Annotated in this window: 12 protein-coding genes and 1 pseudogene; 4 read left to right on the forward strand and 9 right to left on the reverse strand. The window is 58.5% G+C overall.

All coding sequences use genetic code 11. The features are described from left to right. Nucleotides 1-15 precede the first annotated feature (15 nt). Together J2R78_RS41395 and J2R78_RS41400 are read right to left on the reverse strand one after the other, a co-directional pair. Nucleotides 16-776, reverse strand: a protein-coding gene (locus tag J2R78_RS41395) for an IS5 family transposase (protein WP_253636047.1) whose coding sequence is annotated in 2 segments (ribosomal slippage) — nucleotides 16-431 and nucleotides 431-776 — 762 coding nt in all. Because the reading frame shifts where the segments join, the coding sequence is not laid out codon by codon here. A gap of 41 nt (nucleotides 777-817) precedes the next feature. Next, nucleotides 818-1,429, reverse strand: coding sequence for a hypothetical protein (locus J2R78_RS41400; protein ID WP_253610365.1), 612 nt, complete (start codon nucleotides 1,427-1,429; stop codon nucleotides 818-820). A 277-nt stretch (nucleotides 1,430-1,706) separates the two neighbouring features. Between J2R78_RS41400 and J2R78_RS41405 the strand changes: the two are divergent. Then, a pseudogene (locus tag J2R78_RS41405) lies at nucleotides 1,707-1,817 on the forward strand (IS3 family transposase); the annotation flags it as partial. 348 nt (nucleotides 1,818-2,165) lie between these two features. On the opposite strand, the gene J2R78_RS41410 reads toward J2R78_RS41405, so the two are convergent. Together J2R78_RS41410 and J2R78_RS41415 are read right to left on the reverse strand one after the other, a co-directional pair. Beyond that, on the reverse strand, nucleotides 2,166-3,602 hold the full coding sequence (locus J2R78_RS41410; RefSeq protein WP_253610364.1) for an HlyD family type I secretion periplasmic adaptor subunit: 1,437 nt from the start codon (nucleotides 3,600-3,602) through the stop codon (nucleotides 2,166-2,168). Nucleotides 3,603-3,612: 10 nt separating this feature from the next. After that, nucleotides 3,613-5,763: a peptidase domain-containing ABC transporter gene (locus J2R78_RS41415; RefSeq protein ID WP_253610363.1), complete on the reverse strand. Its 2,151-nt coding sequence runs from the start codon at nucleotides 5,761-5,763 to the stop codon at nucleotides 3,613-3,615. 136 nt (nucleotides 5,764-5,899) lie between these two features. Between J2R78_RS41415 and J2R78_RS41420 the strand changes: the two genes are divergently transcribed. Next, nucleotides 5,900-6,991 carry an IS5 family transposase gene (locus J2R78_RS41420; RefSeq protein WP_253610362.1) on the forward strand — a complete coding sequence of 364 codons (1,092 nt, stop codon included), beginning with the start codon at nucleotides 5,900-5,902 and terminating at the stop codon, nucleotides 6,989-6,991. Next, the gene (locus J2R78_RS41425; protein WP_253610246.1) at nucleotides 6,991-7,335 is read left to right on the forward strand and encodes a hypothetical protein; all 345 of its coding nucleotides are present in this window, start codon (nucleotides 6,991-6,993) and stop codon (nucleotides 7,333-7,335) included. The genes J2R78_RS41420 and J2R78_RS41425 overlap by 1 nt, the downstream gene beginning before the upstream one ends. Before the next feature lie 155 nt (nucleotides 7,336-7,490). On the opposite strand, the gene J2R78_RS41430 is transcribed toward J2R78_RS41425, so the two are convergent. Next, nucleotides 7,491-8,243: a VCBS repeat-containing protein gene (locus J2R78_RS41430; protein WP_253610361.1), complete on the reverse strand. Its 753-nt coding sequence runs from the start codon at nucleotides 8,241-8,243 to the stop codon at nucleotides 7,491-7,493. 42 nt (nucleotides 8,244-8,285) lie between these two features. Continuing rightward, nucleotides 8,286-9,353: an NF038122 family metalloprotease gene (locus tag J2R78_RS41435; protein ID WP_253610360.1), complete on the reverse strand. Its 1,068-nt coding sequence runs from the start codon at nucleotides 9,351-9,353 to the stop codon at nucleotides 8,286-8,288. 288 nt (nucleotides 9,354-9,641) lie between these two features. Between J2R78_RS41435 and J2R78_RS41440 the strand changes: the two genes are divergently transcribed. Beyond that, nucleotides 9,642-10,265: a DUF7024 domain-containing protein gene (locus tag J2R78_RS41440; protein WP_253610359.1), complete on the forward strand. Its 624-nt coding sequence runs from the start codon at nucleotides 9,642-9,644 to the stop codon at nucleotides 10,263-10,265. Nucleotides 10,266-10,329: 64 nt separating this feature from the next. Here the strand turns inward: J2R78_RS41440 and J2R78_RS41445 are convergent, their stop codons facing one another. From J2R78_RS41445 to gmd, 3 genes are all read right to left on the reverse strand, one after another. Next, nucleotides 10,330-10,935: an NYN domain-containing protein gene (locus J2R78_RS41445; protein ID WP_253610358.1), complete on the reverse strand. Its 606-nt coding sequence runs from the start codon at nucleotides 10,933-10,935 to the stop codon at nucleotides 10,330-10,332. Nucleotides 10,936-11,109: 174 nt separating this feature from the next. After that, nucleotides 11,110-12,054, reverse strand: a complete 945-nt coding sequence (locus J2R78_RS41450) for a GDP-L-fucose synthase (protein ID WP_253610357.1) — start codon at nucleotides 12,052-12,054, stop codon at nucleotides 11,110-11,112. Nucleotides 12,055-12,058: 4 nt separating this feature from the next. Beyond that, nucleotides 12,059-13,141: a GDP-mannose 4,6-dehydratase gene (gene gmd, locus J2R78_RS41455; RefSeq protein ID WP_253610356.1), complete on the reverse strand. Its 1,083-nt coding sequence runs from the start codon at nucleotides 13,139-13,141 to the stop codon at nucleotides 12,059-12,061. Nucleotides 13,142-13,163: the final 22 nt, after the last annotated feature.

Consider the following 13,163-nt stretch of genomic DNA (forward strand, 5'->3'; position numbering starts at 1 on the left):
AGGACCGATCGACATTCATTGCATCCAGATCATTGCGGCAGCGAGATGGATGAAGCCGGTAAAGTTGTCAGATCGCCTGTCATAACGGGTTGCCAAGCGTCGGAAGTGTTTGAGCTGGCAAAAGCAGCGCTCGATGCGGTTGCGCTGTTTGTATGCGTCGGCGTCGTGCGGAATGATGATCCTGCGGGTGCGGTTTGACGGGATCACCGCCGTTGCGCCGATTTCCGCGATGATCGCACGCAGGGCGTTGCCGTCATAGGCCTTGTCGGCGAGCACGGCATCGCAGCTTTGGCCGTGGAGCAGTGCCGGCGCCTGGGTGATGTCATTAACTTGCCCAGCCGTGACGATGAAGCGGAGCGGACGGCCGAGCGCATCAGCCAGCATGTGGATCTTGGTGGTCAGTCCACCTCGGGAACGCCCCAGCGCCTGATCTTTGGCCCCCCTTTTCCGCTCGTCGCCTGCTGGTGGGCGCGAACGATGGTGCTGTCGATCATCAGATACTGGTTGTCGCGATCGGCGGTCAGAGCAGCGAACACGCGCTCCCAGACGCCGGCATGGCACCAGCGGCTGAAGCGCTGATGCACCGTTTTCCACTTGCCGTACCGTTCCGGCAGGTCGCTCCAGTGTGCGCCCGATCGCAAAACCCACAAACATCCGTTGACGAACAGTCGATTGTCCGCAGCCGTACGTCCCGGGTCGCCAGCTTTCCCCGGCAGCAGTGGCGCAATCCTCGCCCATTGCGCCTCCGTCAGCTCATATCGTTTCGCCGCCACCATCTGCTCCGTGTCTCGAATCACGGAACTCTATGAATCAGCGATCAAACCGCTTGGGAATCCTGAATGTCGATCGGTCCTAGGCCGAACACCATGTCGTTGGCGCGCCGCGAAAGGCTCGGCCGTAATTGGAACTGTGGAATCATCGCCGAGTGGTGGACGATGGGGCCGGCGAGCAGGTGTGGAAAGAAGGTTACGAACAGAGCGTACTCGATGAAACCGCGACGGCCCCGCCTCCCTTTGGACGCGTCCACCAGATAGGCGATCTGGACGAAGGTAAAGAACGATATGCCGAGCGGCAACACCAGCTCGAGGAGCGGCATCGACGTGCCGAGGACAGCGTTCGCATTCGTTATGAAGAAGTCGGCATACTTGAAGAGACTGAGCAGCGCCAGATTGACCACAATGCCCGAGTTCGTGAGAACCTTGGCATTTGTAGGCGCGGCAACGATGATGAGGCCGAGCCCATGGTTAAACACGACCGAGCCTAGAAGGACAGGAACGAGGTCCAGGCGCCACCATCCGTAGAAGAAGATCGAGGCACACAGCAAAAGGATAAACGAGAGCCGCGGCAGCCGAATAGCCTGAAGAAGCGTGTAGCTGATCAATGCGATCGGCAAAAAAAGAAAAATGAATTCGCTGGAGTTGAATAGCACCTTGGCGCACCTGCTGGTAAATGATCGCGGCCTAAAAATCATCAATTGCGGGGCCGCTCGAATTCGACGCTGGCAGCGCCAATATATATCTATCTTAGGTTGCAACACGCAGGTGGCAATATCCCATTCGGGACTTGTCGCACTCTCACCAACGAAGCTATCTACGCCTAAAGAGCGGATCGGAACTCGTCCGATCAGTTGAGTTGTAAACGTTGGCAGTTGGCTCCGGAAAGAGCGATTGTCGAATATGACTGATCTGCCGCTGAGTTGGGGCGCCGCCGAGGCCAAGCGACTGAAGGCCTTGGAAGAGGAGAACGCGGAGCTGAAGACGCTTTTCGCTGAGAAGCAGCTCGAGGCGGCTGCCCGTCGCGCGCGTCCTTCACAAAAATGATAGAGCTTGCGGCAAAGCGCGCTACGTGGCGCGTTTTCGAGCCTTCATTTCCTCGTGCTGTTAGCGAGGGAGGGACCTCTTTAGTGACCAAATCGAAATCGAAAGCCGCGGCCGTGAATGATGTGACGCTCTCATACGGCCTGATTGGCGCTGGCGCAGTCTTGGTCGTGATCGGGCTCTTGGGTCTACTTGCTTTGCGGAGGATCGATGCGAAAGCAAAGAAAACGCGAGAGCTGACTTAGTTGGTCTTCAGCAGGCTGGCCAGAATGACCTCGGGCGCGCATCGGAGGAAGCCCTCCGGCTTGTCGATTGGCGAGGCGTCTATATGGATGTTCTTTCAGAAGACTACCGCTCCTTAAACGCTTGAGAGGTTATTTCGACCAGCGGCGAAAAGACATAGTCGAGCACGCGCCGGCTTCCGGTTTTTATTTCAACCTTGACGGCCATGCCGGGCGAGAGCGGCACGGGCGCTCCATCCGCAATCACTCTCGTAACCTCGGGGCGAAGAGTGGCGGGAAAGACGAGGTTCTGCGTACGCTGAGCGCCGGCAAAGCCGCGGTTGTCGAGCGACCGGATCGGATTGCCTTCCGCCTGCGTTGCATCGGGTTCGGGGATCGCGTCGTGCTGAATGCTCAAAAGCGTTGCATCTATCGTGCCGTACCTGGTGAATGGCAGGGACTCGATCTTGATGGCGGCCGCTTGTCCGGGATGAACAAAACCGATATCGCGATTGGCAATGTAACACTCGATTTCCAGGCTGCCGGCGTCCGGGACGATCCGCATGAGTTCTTCGCCGGTACTCACAACTTGGCCGAACGTTGTCACGGACATCGCGCTGACCCGCCCGGCAATTGGGCTCTTCAGCACCATACGTTGCTGCCGCACGCGGGCCTTGGCGATTCTCTGCGTGATGCCATCGATTTCGCGCTCGGCTTCCGCGAGCTTTTGCAGATTATCGGCTGTAAAATCGCTGTATCCGCTCTCAATACGCTGACTTAGAACATCGATAGCGGCCTCGGTTTCAGAGAACTGACCGCGCGCCGTCGCGAGCTTCGCCTTCTGATCCTGCAGCCGCTCCAATGAATCGATGAGATCGGCCTTCGATCCGGAGCCGGTCCGCGCGAGGCTCGCGCGCATATCGACGCGCTCTTGAAGAGTGGCAGCGAGCGTCTCCAAGGCATCGCTGGTTGCGGCGTAAAGATCTCGCTCCAATTGCTTTTGGCGTTTTTCCGCCTCAAGTTCTGCTGTTTTCGCCTTGAGCTGGTTGAGGACTGCCTCCAGAACGAGCGCTTCGCGCTCCCGGACCTCGCGCGGAATAACCTCGTCCCAGTCTATGGCAGGACTTGCCAACCGCCGCGCTTCAACGGCGCGGAGAGCGGCGTTTCGGCGGATCGCCTCCCCGCGGAGCGCTTGCAGGCGAGCTCTGAGTTCGTTCACATCAGCATCGGCCTCACCGCTCTCAAGTCCGATCAGTTCCTGGCCTTCGGTCACAAGCTGCCCGTTCTGGACATGGATTGCGACGATCCGTCCAGGCTCGCTCGGCTGGATGATTTTGACGTGTCCGACGGGCTGGATCTTGCCTTGTGCGGTGGCGATTACGTCGATACGGCTTACATAGGACCAGACCAACACGCAGGTCGCCAATGTGCATATGATCCACATCAGCGCGACTCCAACCGGAGACGGCGCTATTTCGAGAATCTCGAGCGCCGCCGGCAGGAACTCCTGGTCGGACCGGGTCGGCTTCGGCAAGCGAGGCGTGCGTTTTCCTGGCAAAGACATGAGGCGCTTCCTAGGCGACCGTCTGGTCTTTAGCCGTGTTGTTCTGCAACGCCCATAAACGCGCATAGAGGCCTTGCGGGCGCTGCACGAGGGTGTCGTGCGTTCCCGTCTCAACGAGCCGCCCATCGACGATGCCGAAAATGCGGTCGCAGTGCCGCACCGTCACGAGTCGGTGAGCGATAATGATTACGGTCCTTCCCCTTGCGATATGACGCATATTGGCCTGAATGATCTGCTCGCTCTCATAGTCCAGAGCCGAGGTGGCTTCGTCGAAAACCAGGATCGGCGGGTCCGTCGCCAAGGCCCTCGCGATGGCAAGACGTTGACGCTGGCCTCCCGAGAGATTGGCGCCGCGCTCCTCGATCATGGTGTCGTAGCCCTGACGCAGCTTCGAGATGAACTCGTCGGCGCCCGAAAGGCGGGCCACGGCGATGACCTGGGATCGGGACATCGCCGGGTTGGCGAGCGCGATATTCTCGTGGATCGTGCGGTGAAAGAGCGTGCTTTCCTGAAGCACCACGCCGATATGCCGCCGAAGCCAGACAGGATCGATATGGGTGAGATTGCGCCCGTCGAGGAGCACCTCCCCCTCGCTCGGGACGTAGAGCCGCTGGATGAGCTTGGCCAAGGTTGATTTGCCCGAACCGGAGGGGCCAACGATCCCGATAACTTCCCCGGGATTGATCGTGAACGAAACATCCTTGAGCGCCTCCTGCTCTCCGGGCGCATAGCGGAAGGTCACATGCTTGAACACGACCTGCCCTTTTGGAATCGTCATTCCCTCAAAGGCGGCGGGAGCATGCTCGGGCGATGCATTCAGAATGTCCCCCAGCCGTTCGACAGACACCTGCACCTGCTGGAAATCCTGCCAAAACTGCGAGAGCCGTAAAATCGGCTGTGCGACCTGGCCGGCGATCATGTTGAAGGCGACCAGGCCGCCAATGGTCAGCTCCTCGTTGATGACGGCTTCTGCACCGAAGAGGAGCAGAAGGGCTGAAGAAAGTTTTGAGACGTATTGGATTGTGTTCTGACCGCCGGCGCCGAGCTTGGTCGCCGCGAAGGCGGACTGGACATAGGCGGCCAGTCGTTCTTCCCATTGAGTCCTGATAATTGGCTCGACCGCAGACGTCTTTATGGTCTGGATTCCGACGACGGATTCCACCAGGAACTGCTGGCTCGCAGCGCCCAAATTGAACTTCTGGTTGATCTTCTCTTTGAGCGTAGGCCGCACAGCGAACGCTATCAGCAGGTAGACGGGAATTGCTACGAGAACGGTCCAGGTCAGCTTGACCGAGTACGCCTCGAGCACGGCGATGTAGACGAACGTAAAGAGCAGGTCGATCAGCGAAAACAGCCCTTGGCCGGTCAGGAAGCTCCGAATAGTCTCGAGCTCGCGAACGCGCGCAATCGTCTGTCCCGCCGAACGGCTTTCAAAGTAACTGATCGGCAGTCGCAAGAGATGAGTGAAAAGCCGATGGCTCAATTCGACGTCGATCCGGTTGCTCGTGTGTGCGAGCGCGTAGGTGCGCAAATATTGCAGCACGACGTCGAAAAGCCCGATGGCCGCGATGCCGCCGACCAGCACAAGCAATGTCGAATAGGATTTATGTGGAAGGACCTTGTCGACGACAACCTGAAAGAACAGGGGCGTTACAAGCGCGAATACTTGCACAAATAGAGAGGCGACAAGAACGTGGAGCAGGGGACGGCGATAGCGCCATATCGAGGACAAAAACCATTGAAAGCCGAAGTGCCTTGGATCGACCCCTGAGCCGCCGACCTGGCGCTGAACCAGCAGGATGAATTTATCCATCATTCGATGGATTTCATCGATCGGCAATTCACGGGAGATCCGGGTGATGGGATCGACAATCCGGATGAGACCAGATGGAGTGCGGCCGCCAAGAACGACAAACTTTCCGTCCTGCAGGCGCGTGATAGCCGGAAGTGGCACACTGGCTATCCGGCGGATGGAGGGCTTGCTCACCAGTCGGGCCTTCAGACCGGTAAGCTTGGCCGCCCTGATCACGTCGCGCGGTTCGGCGCGGCCATGTAGCGCCAGCTCCCGTGCAAGGCTCGCTGGGTTGGCGGCGATTCTGTAATAAGCCGCGATTCCGCAAAGCGCGGCCAAGCCGGTATCGACGCGGACGTTATCGTGCAAGAAGCGGCTCCCTCAGACGCCCATGGTCAACAAAGCCCGTAGCGACCGTGCGGGTCTAGCAGGCTGTTGAAAAAAGGCGGTCGCCGCCGACCGAGGATCATGATTCATTGGCTCCGACGAGATTCGGAGATGGTGCGTGCGCGGCGGCGACAATCGAACGGGCGAGCTGTTCAGCTACGTCGACCTGGAAGCAAGGGTGCGGCGTGATCATCCGCTGCGAGGGATCCGGACGATCGTGAACGAGGCGCTGGCGGCGCTGGAGCACGAGTTCGCCGCCCTTTATTCGCCGATTGGACGGCCGTCGATCCCGCCGGAGAAGCTGCTGCGGGCGATGCTGTTGCAGGCGTTTTATTCGATCCGCTCGGAGCGACTTCTGATGGAGCGGTTGGAATATGATTTGCTGTTCCGCTGGTTCGTCGGAATCGGCGTCGACGATGCAGCCTGGGACCATTCGGTATTCTCGAAGAACCGCGACCGGCTGCTGGAAGGCGACATCGCGGCGAAGTTCCTGGCGGCGGTGCTGGCGCAGCCCAGGGTGAAGAAGCTTCTGTCGAGCGATCACTTCTCGGTCGACGGCACGCTGATCGAGGCCTGGGCCTCGATGAAGAGCGTCAAACCGAAGGATAGCTCCGGCGAGCCGCCGGCCCAAGGCGGCGGGCGCAATGCTGAAGCGAACTTCCATGGCCAGAAGCGCTCCAACGACACCCATGCTTCGACCACCGATCCGGAGGCCAGGCTCTACCGCAAGGGGAAAGGCAAGGAGACGAAGCTGTGCTTCATCGGGCACGGGCTGATGGAGAACCGCCACGGCTTGCTGGTCGACGCCTGCCTGACGCAGGCCGATGGGCATGCCGAACGGGTGGCCGCGCTGCACATGATCGAGCCTCGTGCCGATCGACCGACAGCGATCACGCTTGGTGCCGACAAAGCCTACGATGCAGAAGACTTCGTCAACGAGCTGCGCTCGATGAACGTGACGCCGCATGTTGCGCAGAATACCGGCGGCCGTAGCTCTGCGATCGACGGGCGTACGACCCGGCACGGCGGTTATGCTGTCAGCCAGCGCATCCGCAAGCGGATTGAGGAGGCATTCGGCTGGATCAAGACGGTCGCCGGGCAAGAGAAGACCAGATTCCGTGGCCGTGATCGGGTCGGATGGGCCTTTACCTTCGCTGCGGCCGCCTACAATCTGGTGCGGCTGCCCAAGTTGATCGCGGAGACCGGTTGATGGCCAAGGTGCCCGGCTTTGCCAAGGCCTTTGCCGGCCGCTGGCGCATCGTCGAAATGGACAACTGGGACAGCGACTTCCTCGATCTTGTCGGAGAGGCGCATCTCACCTTCCGTGGCAAGTCCGATGGCGAAATAGCGTTTGGGGCTCTCAAGGGCTTCCTGGATGCTCGCTACGGCACCCGCGACGGATCGGCCTGCGCCGAGTTCTCATGGGAGAGGCACGACGAGAATGATCCGTCCTGTGGTCGCGGATGGGCCATGATCGGCACTGCGGGCAGGCTCGTTGGCCACTTCTACATCCACAATGGCGACGATTCAGCCTTCGTTTGCGAACGCGGCTGAGTTCTTCAACGGCCTGCTAGGGAGGGGACATCTGCATTGAACCCAGCGCTGTCCGCGATGACATCGGAGGATTGCATTCTGCCGTCCCTAACCTTGTGACAAGTGCGGGCCCGTAGGCAGCCCTGAGAGTTAGGGATCATCCCTCGTGGATCATGTCAGGCCCAATTGGTCCCGCCGACGACGGTATAACTGGCAGAGGAGCCGCCGAGCGGTTGCCAAGTCGGATTACCCGTATGATCGAAGAGAGCAGCACCGAAATCACCCGTGCTGTTGTTGCGGAAGAGAACATCGGCAATCCCGTCACCGTTGAAGTCGCCGATCTCGGCGACGCTATATGCCGCCGCGGTGGGATTCAAAGCGTGCCAGGTGCCGCCGCCGGAGCCATTGAGCGCCTCATAGCCCCAATCGCCCGTGCTGTTGTTTCGGAAGAGGATATCGGAGATGCCATCCCCGTTAAAATCGCCGGTTCCAACCACGCTATAAGCGGGCGATGAGCCTCCAAGCGGCTGCCAAGTTGGATTGCCGTTATGATCGAAGAGAGCCGCACCAATATCACCGGTGCCGTTGTTGCGGTACAAGACATCGGAGACTCCATCGCCATTGAAGTCCCCCACGCCGACCACGCTGTAGGCGGTGTTATTTGTGCCGAGTGAATGCCACGTACCCCCGCCGGAGCCATTGAGCGCATCATAGCCCCAATCACCCGTCGCACTGTTTCGGAAAAGAATATCCGAGATGCCGTTGCCGTTGAAATCGCCCGTGCCGACCACGCTGTAGGCCGGCGACGACCCGCCCAGCGGCTGCCAGGTCGTATTGCCACTGTTATTAAACAGAGCCGCGCCAAAATCGCCGGTGCTGTTGTTCCGATAGAGCACGTCGGCGATGCCGTCGCCGTTGAAGTCCCCCACCCCTACGACGCTATAGGCCGTATTGTTGACCCCTAGCCCATGTCAGATGCCGCCGCCGGACCCATTGAGTGCGTCGAAGCCCCAATCGCCTGTCGTATTGTTACGGAAGAGAACGTCCGAAATGCCATCGCCATTGAAGTCCTTCGGGGAGCGGCTTTGCACGCCCCACCCGAGGGCTTGCATGATCTGGATATCCTCGGATGACAGGAGTCCCGGACCACCGACGCCCGGTCCGCCCGGTCCAAATGGGTCGTAGTCGTTCGAATCCGCCAGAACACCGTCCCAGTCGGCGAGATCGAAGCCGTCATTCGTGCCGTTGGAATAGGATGCATGAAATTGCAGCTGAGTGAGGATGTTGAGGCCATCGACCGAAAAGTATGTGTTATTGCCGTCCGAGCCGCCCGTATAGTCATGCTGCCCGCTCGCCGTATAGCGAAAGAAATCCATGGGCGCCCAACTGTTCCCGGACTTTCCGAGGCCACCGACGCGCCCCATGATCCCTTCCGTCAATTCGTGGAGGATCACGGCCTTCGCATCGTTTGGGCTGCTCTGCAGCGCGGAGGCAGTCCAATAAGCGTCATTCAGATAGATCGTGTCGTCGGTGCTGCTTCCAGCGCTGGCCAGTCCGAGGATTCGCGCTTCGCCGATCGAAACGTTAAGTCCGGCTCCGCTCGTGGGATCGGCTAGTTTCGCCAGAGCAGCGGCAGCGGAGCGGCCTGTTGCGGTTTGCGCATGCTGTTGGAGCGCGCTCACAAAGGAGGCATACGAGACGTGAACCCGATTGTAAAAGTTCTCGCCTGAATAGGCCGGGTTTAAAGACTGGAGATCGAAGGTGCAGTGGACGGTGCACGCATTGGGAAACAACTGTGAGAGATATTGCTCCGCACCGATGACGATATTCTCGAATTGTGCGCTCGCACCGGATCCCCACGTGTTCACAAAAACAAGGCCGCTCCCCTGAAATGAAACGGTCTGGCTGTCGGAAGTGCCCGACTGGCCACTTTGATCCGGGACCTGACTTGCCTGGGACTGCGGAAAGGGCGTCCCGATGTAATCGAAGCTCGTATCGTCAAACAACTCGCCGAGATTGCGATTTCTACCAACGGCCATGAACGACCCCAGTTTTGTAATGTTTGGACGTAAAGTTCCGCTACTTAAAATAATGAGCGTCCTGCCTCGCAACGTCGCATAACCGCCGCACGCCCTCTCATCGGAGAGTTATCAAGGCAAGACTCTGGATCTCATCCTATCCATGATTGCGACAAATTCGACCAGTCCCATTTGAGATAGATTCAGAGCAAAACAGACACACACTGTTCTTTACGCAACAATCTCGATTGACGATCGCGATCCTCCGCAATTAAGGAGCTTACGGTCCGTTCAGACGGGCAACGGCTCGTGACGATCTTCTCGCCGAAGCACACCTCTTCGTTGATGCTGTCGTCGGTTATGCCCCATCTTCGACAAATCATTCTATGGCTTGTCATCGCAGTCGCGGTCCTATTGGGCTCCTTCTTCGGTACTTTACGCGTGATCGATCGCTTTTTTCCGGGCGTGGGATATGACGTCGCCCGTTTCCCGCGCGTGCAACGTGGGCAGTCCCTGGACTTTCAAAACAATAATCGAGGTGCTCTCATCGACGGCTGGGCGAATTCTGAGCCCTGGGGCGTGTGGTCGGAGGGTGATCGGGCTCAGTTGGGGTTTTTGCTCGTGAGCGTTCTGCCTGAGCGTACAAAACTCCTGATAGGCTGCCGGGCGTTCATTACCCCGGCAAACCCTGAGCAACGGATCGAGTTCTGGGCGCAGAACATCAAGCTGGCCGATGTGACACTCCGAGAGAATATAAGCACCATTGCTGTCCCGCTTGGGGAGCTTCGATTCCGAGCAGGGTCTCCGCTCATTATCGAATTGCGCATGCCATCAGCCAGATCGCCGAAACAGCTCGCTCTCTCCCAAGATCCCCGCAAGCTTGCGATTGGACTCGAAAGAGCTCGATTCGAGGAAGAAGGCGTGTCTCGCTGACCACCTGCCGCACGGAAACACCCCCCTTCAGCTCTGTCGTCTGCAATTGGCTGGGGTGCCAGTCTTAATTTATCGGTTCTGTGCCGCTGGTACGCACCGAAGCAGATCGATCAGCGCCTCGCGCCACTCGCGGTTGCGAGATGACGATGCGGCAGATCTTGGGCTTCAGCTCGGCAAGGTCGATGAAGGCGTCAGCCTGACGCCGCAATCGCCGAGAGACCATGGCCGGCGCCGTAGCTGCAGTCGAGACCACCGTCACATGCACCCCTCGCCGCTGAACGGCCTGCACGAGCCTGCATAAATTGGCGTCACTGGAAAACAGCACGATCCGGTCCACCCGGCCCGCGAACTCCATGGCATCGACGGCAAGATCGACATCCATACTCCATTTCAGTCCGCGTTCTCCGCTCGCACCAATGCACCCTGCCGTCGGTTTGCTGACCACGGTAAAGCCATTATAGCCGAGCCATTCCATGAAAGGACGCGTGGCACCTAGCTCCCGGTTCTCGGTCGTTCTGGTGTAGTAGAAGGCACGAAGCAGCTTCCCGCAGCTCTCGAAGTGTTTGAGCAACCGTCTGTGATCCACTTCGAATCCGAGCGCTTTGGACGTGGTGTAAAGATTTAGGCCATCAATGAAGAGAGCTATCCTGTCGACCGGACATTCTGCCACGAGTGATCCTCCGAAGAAAACAGGCTGTTTCGGGTTTAGCTGCCAATCGGACGTGATCGCTCGGCACAAACAAAGGAGGGCTGGTCTTTGAATGACGCTGGGTGCACAGACAGTTCGCACCACTTGGGCATGGTGCGTCGATTGGACGGATTGCTGCGCGATACGAGACGCCGCTCAGATCGTGCTCCGGAACTCGCGCGTTATAAAGTCTGCATAAGCATTGCGGATACCATCTTTGAGGCTCGTTCGGGCGTACCATCCTATTTCTCGCATGCGATCAACGTTGAGCAGCTTCCGCGGCGTGCCATCCGGCTTGGTCGGATCGAAGACAATAGAGCCCTTGAACCCGATCACGTCGTTGATGGTCGTTGCGAGCTCGCCGATCGTACTGTCTTCACCAGTGCCAACATTAAACAGCCCGTCCCGTATATCGTCGCGCTCCATCAGGAACACGCAGGCGTCAGCCAAATCGTCCACATAGAGAAATTCCCGTCTTGGACGTCCGGATCCCCAGACCGGGTAAGTCGCCTCGTTTCGCTGTTTCGCCTCGTGGGCCTTACGGATGAGAGCTGGCAGCACATGGCTATTGTTCAAGTCATAATTGTCGTTGGGCCCATAGAGATTTGTCGGCATCGCGGAAACATACCGAGTTCCGTACCGCCGATTGTAGCTCTCGCACAGCTTGATTCCGGCGATTTTTGCGATGGCATAAGGTTCATTCGTGGGCTCCAGAGGCCCGCCAAGCAGGTATTCTTCCTTGATGGGTTGGGGACACGCCCGAGGATAAATGCAGCTCGACCCGAGAAACAACATACGCGGCACGCCAGCTAGCCAGGCCGCATGAACGACGTTCGCCTCAATCATGAGATTTTGATAAATGAACTCTGCGCGACACTGGTCATTCGCCTGTATGCCACCGACCTTGGCTGCCGCGAGAAAGATGTACTCGGGCTTTTCTTCCGCAAGAAACTGTGAAACCGCTGCCTGATTGGTCAGATCCAAGGAGGAACGTGCGCGGGTTAGCAGGTTCTCGTAACCGGCTCTTTGCAGCCGTCGGACAATGGCGGAGCCGACCATGCCACGATGGCCGGCGATATAGATCTTGCTGGATTTTTTCATCGCGCTACTCGTGATAATCGAATGCGCTAAACCCGTGCCGTCTGATCAGTGCATCCCGCTGCGCCGCCTTCAAGTCCTGTTCGATCATTTCCTTCACGAGCTCCTTGAAGGTGATCTTTGGCTCCCAGCCCAGCTTTTCTTTTGCCTTCGTGGGGTCGCCCAACAATGTTTCCACTTCGGTGGGCCGGAAATAGCGAGGGTCCACCGCGACAATGCAGTTACCGGCGGCATCGTAGCCTCGCTCATTCACACCTTCACCCTTCCAATGGACCGGCAAGTCGATGTGGTGCGCTGCGGTCTCGACGAACTGACGCACGCTGTATTGAACGCCCGTCGCAATGACGAAGTCTTCCGGCTTGTCCTGCTGAAGCATCATCCACTGCATTTCGACGTAGTCTTTCGCATGCCCCCAATCGCGCTTGGCATCGAGGTTGCCCAGATAGAGGCAATCCTGCAGACCGAGCTTGATGCGAGCCAGACCGCGCGTGATCTTGCGCGTGACGAATGTCTCGCCCCGGATCGGACTCTCATGATTAAAAAGAATGCCGTTGCAGGCATACACCCCATAAGCTTCGCGATAGTTCACCGTAATCCAGTAAGCATAGAGCTTCGCCACGGCATAAGGGCTGCGCGGATAGAAGGGGGTCGTTTCCCGCTGCGGGATCTCCTGAACAAGCCCATAGAGCTCGGAGGTACTGGCCTGATAAAAGCGCGTCTTTTTTTCCAGCCCCAGAATCCGGATGGCCTCGAGCACGCGCAGCGTTCCCAGCGCGTCGGAGTTTGCCGTGTATTCCGGCTCCTCGAAGCTCACGGCGACATGACTTTGGGCGGCCAAATTGTAGATTTCATCGGGCTGCACCTGCTGAACGATACGCACGAGAGAAGACGAGTCGGTCATATCGCCATGGTGGAGAATGAAGTGGCGATTCTTCTCGTGGGGATCCTGATAGAGGTGGTCGATGCGATCAGTGTTGAACAGCGAAGTCCGGCGCTTGATGCCATGGACTTCGTAGCCCTTCGAGAGCAGCAGCTCGGCGAGGTACGCGCCATCCTGGCCAGTGACGCCCGTGATCAGTGCCTTTTTCATGCGGTTAGCAGTCCTTTTTTAC

The sequence above is a fragment of the Bradyrhizobium sp. USDA 4538 genome, assembly GCF_024171045.1.
Lineage (GTDB): Bacteria > Pseudomonadota > Alphaproteobacteria > Rhizobiales > Xanthobacteraceae > Bradyrhizobium > Bradyrhizobium australafricanum.

What these genes read in the sequence shown, in the direction of transcription:
- J2R78_RS41410 (WP_253610364.1), bottom strand. Translation starts at nt 3,602, where the DNA reads ATGTCTTTGCCAGGAAAACGCACGCCTCGCTTGCCGAAGCCGACCCGG.
- J2R78_RS41425 (WP_253610246.1), top strand. Translation starts at nt 6,991, where the DNA reads ATGGCCAAGGTGCCCGGCTTTGCCAAGGCCTTTGCCGGCCGCTGGCGC.
- J2R78_RS41435 (WP_253610360.1), bottom strand. Translation starts at nt 9,353, where the DNA reads ATGGCCGTTGGTAGAAATCGCAATCTCGGCGAGTTGTTTGACGATACG.
- J2R78_RS41450 (WP_253610357.1), bottom strand. Translation starts at nt 12,054, where the DNA reads ATGAAAAAATCCAGCAAGATCTATATCGCCGGCCATCGTGGCATGGTC.
- gmd (WP_253610356.1), bottom strand. Translation starts at nt 13,141, where the DNA reads ATGAAAAAGGCACTGATCACGGGCGTCACTGGCCAGGATGGCGCGTAC.